Here is a 17,508-nt window from a genome sequence, read left to right on the forward strand (position 1 = left end):
GCGTCTGGGACGCGGGTTTTATCGTTTCCGGGTCACTGAAAAACAGTGATCGGGTTTGGTAGCCCGCTTCGTTCTAGACTCATGGCCTCACCGTGTGCAGCCCTTTCTCGGGGTTCGGATTTCATGGTGGTCATGCGTGGGGCTCATTCGTGGGCGCCGGGTTCTAGTGCGACCGGTCTACCAACCCGCGTATGGCCGCCACCCAACGTTTGGTAGCGAAGGGTGATGGTTCCTTTTGGTAATCGCGCTAGAGGATTCATCCATGTTCAAACCGACACCCAACCCACCAGAAACCGATCCGGTTTCCCCCTACAAATTCCCCGACTCCCGAACCCTGAACGAAGCCGCCGAACGCGCCCTCGACCACTACCTCACCCCGCAACAACGCATCATGGGCAGCCACCACAAACACGACCCCATGTACCTGGCCAACCCGGCTTACAACACTGAATCCCTCCTGGCCAACGCCAGTGAATCATTGGGATCGGCTAGCGAAATGCTCAATAACTTTGCTGCCACGCTGGAGCCGGCTCATCGCAAGACTGCGATCGGGATTGCGCAGTTGGTGATGTTGAGTGAGTTGGCGGTGAATCAGGCGTTGGATCATGTTGAGGTGAAGAGCTAAACGTTTGTCCTCTTTGGTGACCGGCTAGTTCGGAACGACAGAGGGAATGAGCGTTAACCGAAGCTGCCAAGGGGACTGGCAGCTTTCGGCCAGAGGCGGACACACGCTATTTCCGGAATGGTACAGAGCCTAGTACTGAATGCGGACTACGGCTTCAAGATGCCGGTGCCGAAGACGCTTGAATTCGTGCTGACGAACAACAGCATCGTGGCTATTAAGCCTTTTGCAGTTTTGCTCCACCCCGCGTAATGGCATGATGGGACATAGCCGCATACCAAGGAGTAGCTATGGCTCGGAAGTCCCCCCAATCCCCGGTTGTTCAACCAAAGGTCCACTTGACGGCAGCTCAGCTGCAGAAAGGAATTGACCGGCTTGAGCAAAGAATCGCGGATCTTGATGCGTTTGATCTCAACACATTGGAGGGTGGAACATCTCCCGAACTCCAAGCTCTAGAGCGCAGTATTGAAGATACGTTGGAGCGCTATTTCGGAGTAAACACTACCGCAGCCAATCGTTATAAAGCGGCGCAGGAGCTGCATTACCATCAGATGGTTTGGATATCTGGAATGCCAGAGCCCAACTACGAAGCACACACGAAAACAAATATAGAAGCGGCGAAAGCCCTGCTAGGCCAAGCGATAAATGCCTTGAAATCGGACCTTGAAGACCTTGGACCTAGCCCTCTTGCGCCAGCAATAAAAGCTAGTTCATCAGCGGGCTCCTCTCGAGTTTTTCTCGTCCATGGGCACGATGAAGCTGTCCGTGAAACCGTTGCACGCTTCCTAGAGAAGCTCGGCCTTCAGGTGATCATCCTCCACGAGCAGGCCAATAGTGGACGCACGATCATTGAGAAAATCGAGCACAACTCTGATGTGGGAATGGCCGTGGTGCTGCTAACGCCCGACGATGTCGGCTGCAAAGCGGGCGGCCAGGTGGAACCTCGCGTGAGGCAGAATGTACTACTGGAGCTTGGTTACTTTATTGGTGCGCTGGGTCGTGACAAAGTCTGCGCGCTTAGATCTGGAAAAGTGGAAATACCTACCGACTTTGCCGGGGTAGTCTGGACAGAGATGTCCGGCGAGTGGAAAACCGCACTGGCACGCGAGTTGAAACAGGCGGGCTATACAATCGACTGGAACAAGGTTATGGGCTGAACAATCTCAGCCTAAATCCGTGTTTCCTCATGACACTCTGTAAGATAAAGAGACTCCTCCGTGTCCATAGAATTTCTGGTTAGCACATTCGACAAGGTAAGCTACCTACAAAACCTCTTAGTGGCCCGAGCTACGGGCAATGCTGCGGATCCGAATGAGTATTTCCATCTTCGACGTGAACTGCTGGGTGATCCTGCACTGAGCGCAGCACTCCCAGCATTCGTGAGGCAACATGGCTCCCTTGATTCTTTTTGGACTTGGATAAAGGGGCAACACCAAACGTACGCCGAGCGAAGAACGTTCCTTTCAGAGCAGTTCACCCCGCTCTTAGACTCGTTGGAATTCACTCCGCTGTCGCGTCCGACTCCCCCTCCTCAGTTCATTCAGCCGAACGGTATTAGCCCCTCAATTACAGATCCATTTGTTACTCCGGCGTCAGTTGTTGCTAGGAACAAGCGGAAAGTATTCATCGTTCACGGAAGAGATGATCTCGCGAGAGTTGAGGTCAGTCGGTTTATCGAAAGCCTCGGTCTTGAAGCGATCATACTGCACGAGCAAGCCAACGCAGGCATGACGATCATCGAAAAAATAGAGCGATATACCAACGATGCCGATTTTGCACTTGTTCTCTATACGCCATGCGATCAAGGCCGTGGATACCATGAAGGAAACGCTCGTCCAAAGGACCGCGCTCGACAGAATGTTGTCTTTGAGCATGGCTACCTCATGGCCAAACTTGGTAGAGAAAATGTCTGCGCCTTGGTAAAAGGCGATATTGAGACGCCGAATGACATTAGCGGAGTGGCCTACGTCCTTCATGACCAAAATGGCGGATGGAAGTTTAAAGTGGTTACGGAGCTTAGGACCCGCGGCTATTCAATTAGCATGTGATGATTCAGTAACGGTGAACTAGGCAGTTCCCACAGTTTTCCAGATCGCGGCTCAGCACCCCGTACCACCTGCTCCCCCTACCCAGAAGAATCCATTAAGCCGTCATATGTGCTTAACATGCCATGCGGACACATGCCGTTTCTCCTCCAAGACAGATGTTCACCCAGGAATGATGTGAATTCAGGATATGGAAAAAGGGGACTCAGATTTATTTTTCAGAAAATAAATTAGTCCCCTTTTCTGGCCCCCATTTTTCGTACTTTTCGGGACATCACTACTTTATTAGATTCAAACCCCGCTCACTGCCAAAACTTATTCGCATCAAAGTCCAACCTCGCCGCTTTGAGCTCGCTGACGAGCTTGGCTTTCCATCCATCAGCCGAATCCATTTCGGTATAGATGACGCCGTACAGATCCGAGGGAATCGCTACCTGCCCTTTGCGCAGCAGACAAACACGGCCTCTGCCGAGTTTCCCGGCAAAGTATCCGAGTTCAAAAATCACGTTTTGCCGCGCTCGAGCATCCGTCGTCTCAGCTTTTACTGCTCCCCCTAGATCGTCAGGGGTCAACAATACGACCGCAAAGCCAACATCATCCGCCGAGTTCTCGAATTTCTCGATAATGGTGCGGCCTTGGTCTGGTTGTTCCTTGAGAATAATGGCTTCTAATCCCAGTTTCTCGAGGAAGCGAGCAAGCCCTTGGAGTGCAGCGTCATCATGCCCATGGACCACAAATACGCGGTTTGACGGCATCACAGCGATCTGGGCAGCAGAGGACTGTAGTTTTGAGGAAGTCTCATAATCTGATAGATCCTCTCGCAAAACTCGCTGGGCTTCTTGGAGAAGACTGATAGAACGAGCGGTACGGGTAATTGCTTGGTTACGGTAGTGGTTTGGATCAGAAATCATTGAAGGTGCCGCTTGGATGCTGCTTGCGATACTGAAATCAGTAAATGAAGCGCTCTCGTCACCAAAACACCGTCGGAGAGTGTCAGTAATCCTGACCGATAGAGCAGTCAATTCTGGGTTGGCAATCCTTCCTATATTGGAAAAATTTATCGATTTAAGTTGAGCGATACATTCTTCGAGTCGTGAAATACCTTTTTCTATTTCTTGAGGGGATGGGAGCCTCTTTGAAGCAACGGTTTCGGTAGGAGTTATTGCTCGGGTCATGGGGCGAATCCTTTCTGTAAGGGATAAGGGGCATTATCAAAGATTAAGTGTTCAGACGGCGAAGTAAACTAAATTCCCTTGTTTTCGGAGAAACTGTAAATGACAGCTATTGGCCAAAATTAGCCACTCACATCCGAAACATCAACGGAGCCCCCCCATGAAAACCGCCCTGATCTCCGACACCCACAACCTCCTCCGCCCCGAAGCCCTCGCCGCGCTCCAGGGTTGTGACCAGATCATCCACGCCGGCGACATCGGCAACCCGGACATCCTCGCCCAACTGGCCAAAATCGCCCCCGTCCACGCCGTGCGCGGTAACAACGACCTCAACAGCCCATGGGCCGAAAACCTCCCCGACCTCCTGACCTTCACCCTCAACGGCTGGCCAACCCTCTTGGTTCACGACATCGCCGACGTCCCCGTCGATCTCGATCCGGGCATCAAGCTCATCATCACCGGTCACTCCCACAAACCCTGCATCGAATGGCGCGGTGAGCGTCTCTACGTGAACCCCGGTAGCGCAGGCCCTCGGCGTTTCAAGTTGCCGGTCACCCTGGCAATCCTCGAGATACAACCCGACCGCATCGAACCGCGCCTGATTTCCCTGCTGGATCCTCTCGCCTGAAACCGCTACCGTTCCCGCATCCAGAACAGGGAACCCTCGCACCATGTCCATCGCCGACAACCTCCTCGCCTTCACTTTCGCTGCCACGCTGCTGACCCTGACACCCGGTCTCGACACCGCGCTGGTGCTGCGCACCGCCACCGTCGAGGGCAAGCAGCAGGCGTTGCGTGCGGCGTTGGGGATCAACGCCGGTTGCCTGTTGTGGGGCGCGGCGGTGGCGTTTGGGTTGGGGGCGTTGATTGCGGTGTCGGAGCTGGCCTACAACCTGTTGAAGTATTGCGGCGCGGCGTATCTGGCGTGGCTGGGGTTGAACATGCTGTTGCGCCCTCGCCGTTCGCTGGCACCGGCCGAGGCCGACGGCAAGCCGGATGCGAACTGGTTTTTCAAGGGCATGCTGGGGAATGTGTTGAATCCGAAGATCGGGATTTTCTACGTGTCGTTCCTGCCGCAGTTCATTCCGCAAGGTCAGCCGCTGGTGCCGTGGACATTCGGGCTGGTGAGCATTCATGTGGTGCTCGGGCTGATCTGGTCGCTGGTGTTGATTGGCGCGACGCAGCCGCTGTCCGGTTTTCTGCGCCGGGAGAAGGTAATTCGTTGGATGGATCGCACCACCGGGATGATTTTCGTACTGTTTGCCGCGCGGTTGGCGTTCAGCAAGCGCTGAAGGCCTGAAGGATCACTATCAATCCATGAAAATCTGTTTCCCGACGTTCTGGTCAAAAGACTCCGGCATCGATTACAGCGCCCCGATTCTTGACCTGAACGACCTCGTGCCAGGTGTCGGTCAGCGCGCACTGGCCCGGTTTTATAACCACGAGACGATCACCGTTGGTGAAACCCTCCAGGTCATTTGGTGCCCGCCCATTTCCGATCTGAATGGCTGGGATGAGCAGCCATCTGAGATTACGCAGAGCTATCTCCTGACTGCCAGAGTCGTCGGCATTGCTCCCTCAGGTCGTGATCGATACGAACTCGAAATCCTGAACAGCGAGCAGTTTGTGAGTGTATTGCGAACGCTTGCGGAGGATTTGCAGGGGCAGCAAAGCTTCGTACACCTGGATCGTCTGGCCTGGGATGAAATTCATTGGGCTGGCAGCGCTACCGTTGAGGAGTTCACCTATCTGACCGCCCTCACACCGCATGAAGCGTTCATGGAGTTGATCGTCAAAGTCATCGGGAACGAGATCATCGGCCTGTTTTCGCTGCACATCGATCCGGGCGGTGTTTTCTGCAAACTGGGCGGCACGCGTCTGGCCGATTCGGAACTGGCAGCAGTCAAACGGACGCTCGCCACTGCCCGCCCACTGCAGGACACGCGGGCCCATTACCTTGCTTGATCCTCTCTGACACCACTCGCGCAAAAGACATCAAACAGAAGACTTGCCCAGCACATATGGATATCCGTATATTCGGACAACCATATGTACTGAAGGCATCGTCATGTTCAACCCCGCCTCCGTTTTCAAATGCCTCGCCGACGAAACCCGCGCCCGGGCCACGCTGTTGATCACCCGTGAGGGTGAGCTGTGTGTCTGCGAACTGGTCTGCGCGCTGGACGACAGTCAGCCGAAAATCTCCCGCCATCTCGCGCAACTGCGCACCTGCGGTCTGTTGCTGGATCGTCGTCAGGGCCAGTGGGTTTATTACCGGCTCAACCCTGATTTGCCGGCATGGATTCGCACGCTGCTTGAAACCACGCTCGCCGCCAACACCGCCTGGCTGGAAGAAAACAGCGCGCGGCTGGCGGTCATGGGCGATCGCCCGCTCAACACCTCCGCTTGCTGCTAAGCCTCAGGCTTTCGGGATTCCCATGTTTTTCGCTTTTGCCATTTTTCTGTTCACGATCGTGCTGGTCATCTGGCAGCCGAAGGGGCTGGGTGTCGGCTGGAGTGCGACGCTCGGCGCGGTGCTGGCGTTGCTGAGCGGGGTTGTGACCCTGGGCGATATTCCCACGGTGTGGGGCATTGTCTGGAACGCGACCGCGACGTTCATTGCCGTCATCATCATTAGCCTGTTGCTCGACGAAGCCGGTTTTTTCCAATGGGCCGCATTGCACGTCGCCCGCTGGGCAAAGGGTGATGGCCGGCGTCTGTTCGCCTTTACGGTGTTGTTGGGCGCGGCCGTTTCTGCGTTGTTTGCCAACGATGGTGCGGCGCTGATCCTGACGCCGATTGTGATTTCGATACTGCTCGCCCTGCGCTTCTCGGCGGCTTCCACTTTGGCGTTCGTCATGGCTGCCGGTTTCATCGCCGATACCGCGAGCCTGCCGCTGGTGGTGTCCAACCTGGTCAACATCGTTTCCGCCGATTATTTCGGCCTGGGTTTCAGCGAATACGCCTCGGTGATGGTGCCGGTCAACGCGGTTGCCGTGGCCTCCACACTGGCGGTGCTGTACTGGTTTTTCCGGCGTGACATACCCAAACATTACTCACTGGATGACTTGCAGGATCCGCGACTGGCCATCCGCGATCGGCTGACTTTCCGGGTCGGCTGGATCGTGTTGGGGCTGCTGCTGATCGGTCTGTTTGCCCTGGAACCGCTGGGCATTCCGATCAGTGCGATTGCCGCAGTCTGCGCGGCGCTGCTGTTCGCGGTGGCGGCGCGGGGTCATGTGATTTCGACCCGGCGTGTATTGCGCGAAGCCCCTTGGCAGATCGTGATTTTCTCGCTCGGCATGTACCTGGTGGTGTACGGGCTGAAGAACGCCGGGCTGACGGATTACCTGGCGGCGGCACTGAATTATCTGGCTGGCACCGGGCTCTGGGGCGCGGCGCTGGGTACGGGACTTCTAACCGCCCTGCTGTCGTCCGCGATGAACAACATGCCGACGGTGTTGGTGGGCGCGTTGTCGATCCAGGCCAGTGATGCCGTCGGCGTGATACGCGAAGCGATGATCTACGCCAACGTCATCGGCTCCGACCTGGGCCCGAAAATCACCCCCATCGGCAGTCTGGCGACGCTGCTCTGGCTGCACGTGCTGGAGCGCAAAGGGATCCGCATCACCTGGGGTTATTACTTCAAGACCGGCGTGGTGCTGACCCTGCCGATTCTGTTCATCACCTTGTCTGCCCTGGCCTTGCGCCTGAGCGTTTAACGCCTGTCTGGAAAGAGGAATCATCATGCGTGTTCTATTCATGTGCACCGCCAACAGCTGCCGCAGCATCCTGTCGGAGGCGATGTTCAACCATTTGGCGCCAGCCGGTTTCGAAGCAGTCAGTGCCGGCAGTTTCCCCAAGGGCCAGGTGCTGCCGCGCAGCCTGAGCACGTTGCAGGCGGCCGGCATTTCCATCGCCGGGTTGAGCAGCAAGGGTAACGAGGCCTTCGAGGACAACCCACCGGACATCGTCATCACCGTGTGCGACAAGGCCGCCGGTGAAGCCTGCCCCGTGTATTTCGGCCCCGCCCTAAAAGCCCATTGGGGGCTGGAAGATCCATCGGATGTGCACGGCGATGAACGCACCATCGACGCCGCTTTCCGCAGCACCCTCGCCCGAATCGAAACTCGCTGCCGGGCCTTCCTCGCCCTGCCATTCGCCGAACTTGACCGTGATGCCCTCAAGCGCGAGCTCGACCGCATCAGCACGCTGTAACCGGAGCCGACATGACTGACCTGCCCAACCTCGATCCTTCACTGGTTCAAACAACCACGCGTGACGAAGGCGCCCACAAGCCGCGCATCCTGTTGCTGTACGGCTCGACCCGCCCGCGCTCCTTCAGCCGTTTGCTGGTCGAAGAAGCCGCGCGGTTGCTGGAGCACTTCGGTGCAGAGACGCGAATCTTCAACCCTTCGGGCCTACCGCTGCCGGACGATGCGCCGGGCGATCACCCGAAAGTCCAGGAACTGCTCGAACTGATGCAATGGTCCGAAGGCCAGGTCTGGTGCTCACCGGAACGTCACGGCGCGATGTCGGCGGTGTTCAAGGCGCAGATTGACTGGGTGCCGCTGGCCCTCGGCGCGGTGCGTCCGACTCAGGGCAAAACCCTGGCGGTGATGCAGGTCTGTGGCGGTTCGCAGTCGTTCAACGTGGTCAATCAACTGCGCGTGCTGGGCCGCTGGATGCGCATGTTCACCATCCCCAATCAGTCGTCGGTGCCCAAGGCTTATCTGGAATTCGACGAAGGCAATCGCATGAAACCCTCGGCGCTGTATGACCGGGTGGTGGACGTGATGGATGAGTTGGTGAAATTCACGCTGTTGCTGCGTGATCGCCCGGATCTGGTGGATCGCTATTCCGAGCGCAAGGAATCGGCGGAGGAATTGATGCAGCGGGTCAATCAGCGGTCGATCTGATGACCAACCCTCACAATAAAAAAACCGGTGCGAACGTTCGCACCGGTTTTTTTTCGTCAGCTGGCTACGACTGGATGGCAGCACCGCCGCTTTCAGGTGACTTGTTTTCAACGGGCAACTGCCGGCGGCGCATCAGGCGATACGCCGCCGGAATGACAAACAGGGACAACAGCGGCGCCGTGACCATACCGCCCACCATGGGCGCGGCGATGCGGCTCATGACTTCGCTGCCGGTGCCGCTGCCGAGCAGAATCGGCAACAGGCCGGCGATGATCACGGCTACGGTCATCGCCTTGGGACGCACGCGTTGCACGGCGCCTTCGCGAATCGCCGCGACCAGCCCGCGTTCGGAGTGGTCACCGAGGTCTTCGCGCTCGGCCCAGGCGTTTTTCAGGTAGAGCAGCATGATCACGCCGAACTCGGCCGACACCCCGGCCAGCGCAATAAAGCCAACCCCGGTCGCGACCGACATGTTGTAGCCCAGCAGATACAGGAACCACGCACCGCCGCTCAATGCGAACGGCAACGTGGCCATGATCAGCAGCGCCTCATCGAAGCGGGCGAACGTCAGGTAGAGCAGCACGAAGATGATCAGCAACGTCGCCGGCACTACCAGTTTCAGCCGCGCGTTGGCCCGTTCCAGAAACTCGAACTGCCCCGAATAGTTCAGGCTCATGCCGGGCTGCAATTTAACCTGTTCACTGACGGCGCGACGCAGATCGGCCACCACCGAAGCGATATCCCGCCCCCGCACGTCGATGTACACCCAACCGGACGGCCGGGCGTTCTCGCTCTTGAGCATCGGCGGGCCGTCCGTGACCTTGATCTTCGCCAGCATGCCAAGGGTGATCTGGCTGCCGGAAGGCGTGTAGATCGGCAATTGCTCCAGCGCGCCGGGCGAATCACGCCACTCTCGCGGGTATCGGATGTTGATCGGAAACCGCGCCAGCCCTTCGATGGTTTCCCCGACGTTTTCCCCGCCAATGGCACCGGCGACGATGGATTGCACATCGCTGATGTTCAGCCCGTAGCGGCCAGCGGCGTTGCGGTCGATATCCACGTCGATGTAGCGGCCACCGGTCAGGCGCTCGGCCAGTGCCGAACTGACGCCGGGCACACCTTTGGCCACCCGTTCGACGGCCTGGGTCGCGGCGTCGATCTGGGCCAGATCATTGCCGGCGACCTTAACGCCGATCGGGCTTTTGATCCCGGTGGCGAGCATGTCGATGCGGTTGCGGATCGGTGGAATCCAGATGTTGGTCAAGCCCGGCACTCGCACTACGCGATCCAGCTCTTCCACGAGTTTTTCCGGGGTCATGCCCGGGCGCCATTGCTCATGAGGCTTGAACTGGATGGTGGTTTCGAACATCTCCAGCGGTGCCGGGTCGGTAGCGGTTTCCGCGCGGCCAGCCTTGCCGAACACGTGCTCGACCTCGGGCACGGTCCTGATCAGCCGATCGGTCTGCTGCAACAGCTGCGCGGCTTTTTGCGCCGACAAACCCGGCAAGGCCGAAGGCATGTACAGCAGATCACCCTCGTCCAGCGGCGGGAGGAATTCACCACCGAGCCGCGAAATCGGCCAGGCCGCGCTGACAAACACCAACAGCGCTACCAGCAAGGTGAATTTCGGCCGGCGCAACACCACGTCGAGCGCCGGCTGATAGATCCGGATCAACCAGCGGTTGAGCGGGTTGTGGCGTTCATCCGGAATCCGCCCGCGAATCCAGTACCCCATCAGCACCGGCACCAGCGTCACCGAAAGTCCCGCTGCCGCCGCCATGGCGTAAGTCTTGGTAAACGCCAGCGGGCCGAACAGCCGCCCTTCCTGGGCCTGCAAGGTGAACACCGGAATGAACGACAGCGTGATGATCAGCAAACAGAAAAACAGCGCCGGCCCCACCTCCGCTGCCGCGTCGGTCATCACCTGCCAATGGCGCTCGCCCTTGAGTGCCTGCCCCGGATTGGCCGCGTGCCACGCCTCGATCTTCTTGTGGGCGTTCTCGATCATCACCACCGCCGCATCCACCATCGCACCAATGGCTATGGCGATCCCACCCAGCGACATGATATTGGCGTTCAGCCCCTGATAACGCATCACGATAAAAGCGATCAACACGCCCACCGGAAGCGAGATGATCGCCACCAGCGAAGAGCGCAAATGCCAAAGGAAGATCCCGCACACCAGCGCGACGACGATGAACTCTTCGAGCAGTTTGTGGCTGAGGTTTTCCACGGCGCGATCGATCAACTTGCTGCGATCGTAAGTGGTGACGATCTCCACGCCGGGCGGCAGGCTGCTTTTCATGTCATCGAGCTTGGTCTTGACCGCCGCGATGGTCTCGCGGGCGTTCTTGCCGCTGCGCAGGATTACCACGCCGCCGACGGTTTCGCCCTGGCCGTCCAGCTCGGTGATGCCCCGGCGCATGTCCGGCCCGGTCTGAACCGTTGCGACATCACCGAGGGTCACCGGCACCCCGCCAGCACCAAGTTTGAGCGGGATCGCCCGAAAGTCATCAAGCGTCTTGAGGTAGCCGGAAGCGCGCACGATGAATTCGGTTTCGGCCATTTCCAGCACCGCGCCACCGGTTTCCTGATTGGCCTTGCCGATGGCTTCGCGCACCTGCGCCAGGGTGATACCCAAACTGGCCAGCCGCACCGGATCGGGCTGCACCTGATACTGCTTGACCATGCCGCCGACGGTGGCGACCTCGGCGACGTTGGGCAGGGTCTTGAGCTCGAACTTGAGGAACCAGTCCTGCAACGCCCGAAGCTGCGCCAGATCATGCCCGCCGCTGCGATCCACCAGCGCGTACTGATAGATCCAGCCCACCCCGGTGGCATCCGGACCCAGCGCCGGTTTGGCGCTGGCCGGCAGGCGACTCTGGATCTGGCTCAGGTACTCCAGCACCCGCGAGCGCGCCCAGTATTGATCGGTGCCGTCCTCGAACAGCACGTACACGAAGCTGTCACCGAAGAACGAATAACCGCGTACGGTTTTCGCCCCCGGCACCGAGAGCATGGTGGTGGTCAGCGGATAGGTCACCTGATTCTCGACAATCTGTGGCGCCTGTCCGGGGTACGGCGTGCGGATGATCACTTGCACATCGGACAGATCCGGCAACGCATCGATCGGCGTGCTCTGCACCGACCACACGCCCCAGCCCGTGACAAACAGCGTCGCCAGCAGCACCAGAAAACGATTGGCGACGGACCAGCGAATCAGCGCGGCGATCATGGCTGGCTCCCCGAAACGTTCCCGCTCGTTTCAAGCGGCTCGGCGACGATGCCCTTGAGACTGGCCTCGGAATCGAGCAGGAACTGGCCGGACGTCACGACGCTCTGCCCTTCTGCCAGGCCGTCGAGGATCACCGTTCTGCCGGCGCTTTCCTGACCGAGCCGCACCTCCACCGGGCGATAGTGCCCCGCGTCTTCGGCGAGCATGACCAGGGCGCGCTTGCCGGTGCGGATGACGGCTTCACTCGGCACCCACAGATTGTCTTGCCCGGTCGATCGGTTCAACCGCACTTGCGCCGTCATCCCCGGCCGCAAGCGGCCATCGACATTCGCCAGTTCGACCCGCACGCGCAGTGTGCGGCTGTCCGAGTTTGTATCCGGCAGAATCGCGCTGACCGTTCCGTTGAACACGCCACCGGGAAAGGCCGGCAGGCGCGCTTCGACGGCCTGGCCCACGGCAACCGAACCGGTCTCTGATTCCGGCACCACCACAGCGAGCCAGACACTGTTCAGCCCGTTGACCCGCGCCAGGGTGTCACCGCTCGCCACGGTCATGCCAGCCCGCACATCGAGTTCTTGCAACACGCCGCCCAAAGGGCTGGTGACCGTCAGTTCGGACTGCACCTTGCCGCTGCGCTCCACCTGAGCGATCAGACTCGACGGCATCCCGGTCAGCCGCAACCGCTGGCGCGCCGCCGCGATCAGGTCGGCATCGCCGCTGCGCCTGAGCGCCAGAAACTCGCTCTGGGCCGCCGTCCATTCCGGCACGAGGATGTCGGCCAACGCCGCGCCAGCCGTGAGCACGTCTCCCGGCGCACGGGCGTAGACACGCTCGACAAACCCGTTGGTGCGCGCCTGAATCACCGCGACATCGCGCTCGTTGAACGCCAGCACACCGCTCACATCGAGGCTCGAAGTGAAGGCGCCGCGACTGACCGGCGCCACACGCAGACCGAGGTTCTGACTCAATCCCGGATCAATGCTGACGGTCGCACTGCCCTCCGCGCCGCTGGCGTATCGCGGCACCAGTTGCATGTCCATGAAGGGAGACTTGCCCGGTTTGTCGAACTTCTGCTGCGGGTACATCGGGTCATACCAGTACAAGGCCTTGGGCTCAGTGCTCGGCGCGGAGGCTGAAGCCGTTACTCCGTTCATTCGCTCATAGGCCAATCCGTAACCGCCACCCACGCCCACCGCCAGCGCGAGGCCGGCCAGCCACACGCCGTTCCATTGTTTAAGGTTCACAGGCTGGTCTCCCCATAAGCGAAATGCAGACGCGCAGCGGTCAGCGCGCGTTGTTCTTCCATGTCGATCTGTTTGAGGCGGGCCTCGATGAGTTCGCGACGGGCGCTGACCACCGCGTTCAAATCGCCTTGGCCGGCGCGATAACTGGCCAGGCTCAGATCGACTTTCTCTCTGGCCAGCGGCACCAGGCTGTCCTCGGTGCGGCGCACGGCACGATCAAGGCGCTGGTAGTCGGCCAACTGGTTTTCAAGCTGCTCGGCGTGCTCGCGGGACAGGGCTTCGCGCTCGGCTTGCAACTGGCTGACCTCGGCCTGTCTGGCGGCGATTTTCGGGTTCTGCCGCGTCTCGGGAAACAGCGGCAGATCCCAGGAAAACTGCACGCTGACCATGTCGCCAAACTCCCTACCCCGATGCTGGTAATCCACTTCCCAGCTCCAGTCGGACTTTTTCTCGGACACCGCCTCTTGCACCCTGGCCTGGGCTTCGCGGGTGATGGGGGCGAAAGCGGCCAGTTCGGGGTGGTGTTGCAGTTGATGATTGAAGGTCGAGGCATCGACCGGCCACACGGGCAAACCGCCTTCGGGCTTGTCGTTGGCAGCTACGCCGATCCAGCGTTTGAGCGCGGCTCGGGCCTGGGTGCGCTCGAGGGTCAGGTTGTCCTGTTGCTCGGCGAGTCGGGCCGCTTCCTGCTTCGGCGTCACTGCGTCGGCAGGTTGCGCGCGGCCACCGGCGATCTGCGCCCGGACGGTCTCGCTCAGCAGACGGTTTTCCTTGAACAAGGCCTGGAGCAACGCTTCCTTGCGCTCGACCGAATAGCCGCTGATCCACGCCAGCGCCGTCGCCTGACGCACCTTCAAACGCTCGACGCGGCGCTCGGCCGCCGCGCGTTCAATGGCTGCGTCGGCAACCTCGATGCGCGCCTTGCGCTTGTCTGCGTTGGGCATCTCCTGCCGGTAACCGACCATCTGCATGGTCATGAAGTCCTGATCGACGCTCCAGCGATCCGGTCCGCCCACGGGGTAGTTCTGCAAACCGAGCACAAGCTTGGGATCGGGCAACTCGCCGGCCGGAATCGCCGCGCTGCTGGCGGCCTGGATTTTCTGATCTTGTGCGGTCAGCGACGGCGCATTGTTTTCGGCCAGCCGCAGCGCTTGATCGAGCGTCAGCGCGGTGGCGAAACCCGGCCACGCGAGCACGCTTGCCGCAAGGCCGGCCACCAGAGGCCAACCCGTGCAATTGCACTTGAATGTCATGTTTACGATTCCTGTGATCGTCCACTGCGCGCGGCGAAAAACACGCGCACAGCCAAATCACTCCGCCTGGGCGGAATGAGCTTCAAGGGGAGACAGGAATCAGGTGCGGGGCGGTCGCCAGACCCCGGACGGGGCCGCTACGGGCAGGGAATCACTGAAGAACGAATGCGTGACAGGGCTGAATACGGTAACGGGCGGCTTGAGGATCGCGACTTGCAGCAGGCCGCCGGTCTTGCACTCCTGGCCGGGTTTGCAGGGGGAACCATGGTCGACAGGACTTTTCATGTCCTGGCAGCAATCCATGTTCATGCCGTCCATCATCGCCATGCCCATGGCTTGCATCGGGCAGGGTTCTGTCGGTGCCTGCACGCCCGCCATCCCGCTGAGGGGAAGCGCCAGGCTGATCAGGAAAACGAGACAAAACCGCAGATAGCGTTTCATGGCCGGGAGTCTAGTCGTGAAAACGGGCGCCTACAATCGGCTGCCCGGCGATCTCACCGGACACGCATTAAGCCAGGATTAGCAGCAGAAAATGATGCAGCAGGCGCCCGATCACCTAACCTCAATGTTTGTGTGATCAACCGGAATCGGCCAGTCCCATGCGTAATGCATTGAAGTCATTGATGTTCATCGCCCTGCTGGTGCTCGGTTCGGGGTTCGTGGCGGTGTCGGCCGCCGACTCGCCCGGCACTCCCGATGTCAGCACCGGCGCCCCGCTCCCCGGCGTCACGCAAAGCGATCTGCAAGCCTTGCAACTGCGCCTCGACGGCCTCAAGCAGCAGATTTCGTCCGCCAACAATTACAACCAGCTCGAAGGCCCGCAGGACCGGGTGCAGACGTTCATTCTGGACATCGATCGGCTGTCGGCCTCGCTGTTGCCGCAGCAAGCGCAACTGACCGTGCAACTGGGCGTGCTCGGTGCCGCACCGGCCGAAGCGGTCGCTGCCGAACAAGCCGATATCGCGGCGCAACGGGCGACGCTGATCGAGCAGAAAACCAAAGTCGATACCGCACTCAAGAACCTCGCCACCCTCAAGCAAAGCGCCACGGATCTGATCACCCAGATCGCCGGCATCCGCCGCACCTTGCTCGAAAGCGAACTGACGCTCAGCACCCACAGCATTCTGAATCCCGGCTTCTGGACGCCCCTTTTCAATCCATCGGCGGATGACCGCCAGCGCCTGCGGTTTTTCGTCGAACAGGTGCAACAGACCGGCACCGAGGCCTGGCAACCCGGCCAGCGTTTTTACACCGCGCTGCTGGTGATATTGGCGTTCATCGTCTGGACGTTTGGACGGCGGCTCGCTGGCCGCTGGATGGCCTGGGTGTGTATTCATCGCATGCCGGAGGGTCGGCTGCGTCGCAGTTCACTGGCGTTTGCCTCGGCCCTGGCGACACTCGCGACCACCGCCATCGCCCTGGAGTTGTTGTATTACGCCTGCACCCGTCACGTGCCGTTGCCGCCGATGCTGGCGACGTTTTCCGATGAGTTCGAGAAAGTCGTTTACGCCTGCGTGCTGATCACCGGCCTGAGCCGCGCGTTGCTGTCCACCGAGCACCCGTCGTGGCGGCTGCCGGGGGTGGCCGACGAGGTCGCCGATACGCTGCAGCCGTTTGCCCGGATCCTGGCTGCGACGCTGTTGGTACTGGTCACGGCGGTGCAGGTCAGCAATGCCTCGGGCATGAGCAGCCAGATCGTGATCGCAGGCAGAGGCATCATTGCGCTGGTGGTGCTGGGTATCGTCACGACGTTGCTGATGCGTGTCGGCAGAGTGCGCAAGGTCTTGGTGGCGGCCGGGGATACGCAGGTGACGGGCAACACCTTCGCCGGCGTGATTTACACCGTCGCCACCCTGGCGATGGTGCTGTCGTTCGGCGCCCTGCTGACGGGGTATGTTTCGCTGGCGCGGTTCATCACCTACGAACTGGTGTGGGCGTTTATCGTGTTTTCCGGGTTTTACCTGCTGATGCAGTTGCTCAAGGACAGCTGCGAGTATTTCTTCTCACCCCGCCATTCAAGCGGCAAGGCGCTGAAACAGCTGCTCGGCGTGGGTGATCGGCGTCTCGAACAGGCTTCGACCCTGTTGGCCGGTTTCGGTCGCGCTGCACTGTTGCTGTTGGCGGTCATCACGCTGTTTGTCGGAGGGATCGGCACCACTCTGGGCCAGTTGGCCAACAACATCGGCACGATCCTCGGCGGAGCGGGCCTGCGCAAACTGAACATCGTCCCCGGCCATTTGCTCAATGCGATGCTCGCGCTGCTGATCGGCATCTACCTGATCCGCGCCCTGCGCCGTTGGCTCGACAACGAGTTCCTGCCCAAGACCGACATGGACCCGGGCATGTGCGCCTCGCTCAGCACGCTGTTTTCCAACATCGGTTATGCGGTGGTGATCCTGCTGACCCTGTCCTCGCTGGGTGTGCAATGGACCAACCTGGCGTGGATCGTCAGCGCCCTGTCGGTGGGCATCGGCTTCGGCTTGCAGGAGATCGTGAAGAACTTCGTCTCCGGGCTGATCCTGCTCACCGAACGCCCGGTCAAGGTCGGCGACCTGATCAGCATCAGCGGCGTCGAGGGCGACATCCGCCGGATCAACGTGCGCGCCACCGAAATCCAGCTCAGCGACCGCTCGATCGTGATCGTGCCCAACTCGCAACTGATCTCGCAGAACCTGCGCAACGTCACCCTCGGCGGCAGCGCCCAGGGCGTGGCGACGCTCGAGCTGATGTTCCCGCTGGATATCGACCCCGAACAAGTGCAGAACCTGCTGTTCGACACCTACAAGGAACACGAAACCATCCTCGAAAAACCGGCGCCGTTCGTGCGTTTCAGCAAGCTGACGCCGGACGGGATTACGTTGACGGTGACCGGGTATGTTGCGAGCCCGAGGATTGTCGGGACGACCAAGAGTGATTTGTTGTTCGAGATCCTCAAGCGGTTGGGGGCGGCGGGGATAGAACTGGCGAAGCCGGCGCAGCCGGGGAGCTGACGGAGAACGTGCCGTCGAATGCTGGACT

General features: G+C 59.9%; 16 protein-coding genes. 11 read left to right on the forward strand and 5 right to left on the reverse strand.

Annotated elements, in window-relative coordinates; all coding sequences use genetic code 11:
* The first annotated feature begins 262 nt into the window (after positions 1 to 262).
* From AC1RT4_RS23310 to AC1RT4_RS23320, 3 genes are all read left to right on the forward strand, one after another.
* Entirely contained in the window at positions 263 to 625 is a 363-nt protein-coding gene (locus tag AC1RT4_RS23310; protein ID WP_085690553.1) for a DUF6124 family protein, read from the forward strand.
* Positions 626 to 912: 287 nt separating this feature from the next.
* Entirely contained in the window at positions 913 to 1,779 is an 867-nt protein-coding gene (locus AC1RT4_RS23315) for a TIR domain-containing protein (protein ID WP_493088150.1), read from the forward strand.
* Positions 1,780 to 1,839: 60 nt separating this feature from the next.
* Complete coding sequence (locus AC1RT4_RS23320) at positions 1,840 to 2,670, forward strand: TIR domain-containing protein (RefSeq protein ID WP_493088152.1); 831 nt, start codon at positions 1,840 to 1,842, stop codon at positions 2,668 to 2,670.
* 299 nt (positions 2,671 to 2,969) lie between these two features.
* On the opposite strand, the gene AC1RT4_RS23325 is transcribed toward AC1RT4_RS23320, so the two are convergent.
* Positions 2,970 to 3,842, reverse strand: a complete 873-nt coding sequence (locus AC1RT4_RS23325; protein ID WP_493088154.1) for a TIR domain-containing protein — start codon at positions 3,840 to 3,842, stop codon at positions 2,970 to 2,972.
* A gap of 157 nt (positions 3,843 to 3,999) precedes the next feature.
* Between AC1RT4_RS23325 and AC1RT4_RS23330 the strand changes: the two genes are divergently transcribed.
* The 7 genes from AC1RT4_RS23330 to arsH all read left to right on the forward strand — a co-directional run bounded on the left by AC1RT4_RS23330 (position 4,000) and on the right by arsH (position 8,758).
* Positions 4,000 to 4,467 carry a metallophosphoesterase family protein gene (locus AC1RT4_RS23330; protein WP_493088156.1) on the forward strand — a complete coding sequence of 156 codons (468 nt, stop codon included), beginning with the start codon at positions 4,000 to 4,002 and terminating at the stop codon, positions 4,465 to 4,467.
* A gap of 43 nt (positions 4,468 to 4,510) precedes the next feature.
* Positions 4,511 to 5,131 (forward strand): LysE family translocator, encoded by a 621-nt coding sequence (locus tag AC1RT4_RS23335; RefSeq protein ID WP_493088158.1) that lies wholly within the window; start codon positions 4,511 to 4,513, stop codon positions 5,129 to 5,131.
* 25 nt (positions 5,132 to 5,156) lie between these two features.
* Positions 5,157 to 5,804 (forward strand): hypothetical protein, encoded by a 648-nt coding sequence (locus AC1RT4_RS23340; protein ID WP_493088160.1) that lies wholly within the window; start codon positions 5,157 to 5,159, stop codon positions 5,802 to 5,804.
* A 103-nt stretch (positions 5,805 to 5,907) separates the two neighbouring features.
* A complete protein-coding gene (locus AC1RT4_RS23345) occupies positions 5,908 to 6,255 on the forward strand; it encodes a metalloregulator ArsR/SmtB family transcription factor (protein WP_493088162.1) in 348 nt (115 codons plus the stop codon).
* Positions 6,256 to 6,277: 22 nt separating this feature from the next.
* Entirely contained in the window at positions 6,278 to 7,561 is a 1,284-nt protein-coding gene (locus tag AC1RT4_RS23350) for an arsenic transporter (protein ID WP_493088164.1), read from the forward strand.
* A 25-nt stretch (positions 7,562 to 7,586) separates the two neighbouring features.
* Complete coding sequence (locus AC1RT4_RS23355; protein ID WP_493088166.1) at positions 7,587 to 8,057, forward strand: arsenate reductase ArsC; 471 nt, start codon at positions 7,587 to 7,589, stop codon at positions 8,055 to 8,057.
* Positions 8,058 to 8,068: 11 nt separating this feature from the next.
* The gene (arsH, locus tag AC1RT4_RS23360) at positions 8,069 to 8,758 is read left to right on the forward strand and encodes an arsenical resistance protein ArsH (protein ID WP_493088168.1); all 690 of its coding nucleotides are present in this window, start codon (positions 8,069 to 8,071) and stop codon (positions 8,756 to 8,758) included.
* 64 nt (positions 8,759 to 8,822) lie between these two features.
* Here arsH and AC1RT4_RS23365 read toward each other — a convergent pair whose 3' ends face one another.
* From AC1RT4_RS23365 to AC1RT4_RS23380, 4 genes are all read right to left on the reverse strand, one after another.
* On the reverse strand, positions 8,823 to 11,993 hold the full coding sequence (locus tag AC1RT4_RS23365) for an efflux RND transporter permease subunit (RefSeq protein WP_493088170.1): 3,171 nt from the start codon (positions 11,991 to 11,993) through the stop codon (positions 8,823 to 8,825).
* Entirely contained in the window at positions 11,990 to 13,237 is a 1,248-nt protein-coding gene (locus AC1RT4_RS23370; RefSeq protein WP_493088172.1) for an efflux RND transporter periplasmic adaptor subunit, read from the reverse strand. Before AC1RT4_RS23370 ends, AC1RT4_RS23365 begins: the two co-directional genes overlap by 4 nt.
* Positions 13,234 to 14,490 (reverse strand): TolC family protein, encoded by a 1,257-nt coding sequence (locus tag AC1RT4_RS23375; RefSeq protein WP_493088174.1) that lies wholly within the window; start codon positions 14,488 to 14,490, stop codon positions 13,234 to 13,236. Before AC1RT4_RS23375 ends, AC1RT4_RS23370 begins: the two co-directional genes overlap by 4 nt.
* A 99-nt stretch (positions 14,491 to 14,589) precedes the next feature.
* Positions 14,590 to 14,931, reverse strand: coding sequence for a hypothetical protein (locus tag AC1RT4_RS23380; RefSeq protein WP_115077593.1), 342 nt, complete (start codon positions 14,929 to 14,931; stop codon positions 14,590 to 14,592).
* Between the two features lie 158 nt (positions 14,932 to 15,089).
* On the opposite strand from AC1RT4_RS23380, the gene AC1RT4_RS23385 reads away from it, so the two are divergent.
* Positions 15,090 to 17,480, forward strand: a complete 2,391-nt coding sequence (locus AC1RT4_RS23385; protein ID WP_493088176.1) for a DUF3772 domain-containing protein — start codon at positions 15,090 to 15,092, stop codon at positions 17,478 to 17,480.
* Positions 17,481 to 17,508 lie beyond the last annotated feature (28 nt).

The sequence above is a fragment of the Pseudomonas sp. GW821-FHT11D10 genome (assembly GCF_058808435.1).

Bases quoted from the DNA above. Each gene is read 5' to 3' on its own strand.
- AC1RT4_RS23310 (WP_085690553.1), top strand. From the start codon at position 263: ATGTTCAAACCGACACCCAACCCACCAGAAACCGATCCGGTTTCCCCC.
- AC1RT4_RS23315 (WP_493088150.1), top strand. From the start codon at position 913: ATGGCTCGGAAGTCCCCCCAATCCCCGGTTGTTCAACCAAAGGTCCAC.
- AC1RT4_RS23325 (WP_493088154.1), bottom strand. From the start codon at position 3,842: ATGACCCGAGCAATAACTCCTACCGAAACCGTTGCTTCAAAGAGGCTC.
- AC1RT4_RS23330 (WP_493088156.1), top strand. From the start codon at position 4,000: ATGAAAACCGCCCTGATCTCCGACACCCACAACCTCCTCCGCCCCGAA.
- AC1RT4_RS23335 (WP_493088158.1), top strand. From the start codon at position 4,511: ATGTCCATCGCCGACAACCTCCTCGCCTTCACTTTCGCTGCCACGCTG.
- AC1RT4_RS23340 (WP_493088160.1), top strand. From the start codon at position 5,157: ATGAAAATCTGTTTCCCGACGTTCTGGTCAAAAGACTCCGGCATCGAT.
- AC1RT4_RS23345 (WP_493088162.1), top strand. From the start codon at position 5,908: ATGTTCAACCCCGCCTCCGTTTTCAAATGCCTCGCCGACGAAACCCGC.
- AC1RT4_RS23350 (WP_493088164.1), top strand. From the start codon at position 6,278: ATGTTTTTCGCTTTTGCCATTTTTCTGTTCACGATCGTGCTGGTCATC.
- AC1RT4_RS23355 (WP_493088166.1), top strand. From the start codon at position 7,587: ATGCGTGTTCTATTCATGTGCACCGCCAACAGCTGCCGCAGCATCCTG.
- arsH (WP_493088168.1), top strand. From the start codon at position 8,069: ATGACTGACCTGCCCAACCTCGATCCTTCACTGGTTCAAACAACCACG.
- AC1RT4_RS23365 (WP_493088170.1), bottom strand. From the start codon at position 11,993: ATGATCGCCGCGCTGATTCGCTGGTCCGTCGCCAATCGTTTTCTGGTG.
- AC1RT4_RS23375 (WP_493088174.1), bottom strand. From the start codon at position 14,490: ATGACATTCAAGTGCAATTGCACGGGTTGGCCTCTGGTGGCCGGCCTT.
- AC1RT4_RS23380 (WP_115077593.1), bottom strand. From the start codon at position 14,931: ATGAAACGCTATCTGCGGTTTTGTCTCGTTTTCCTGATCAGCCTGGCG.
- AC1RT4_RS23385 (WP_493088176.1), top strand. From the start codon at position 15,090: ATGCGTAATGCATTGAAGTCATTGATGTTCATCGCCCTGCTGGTGCTC.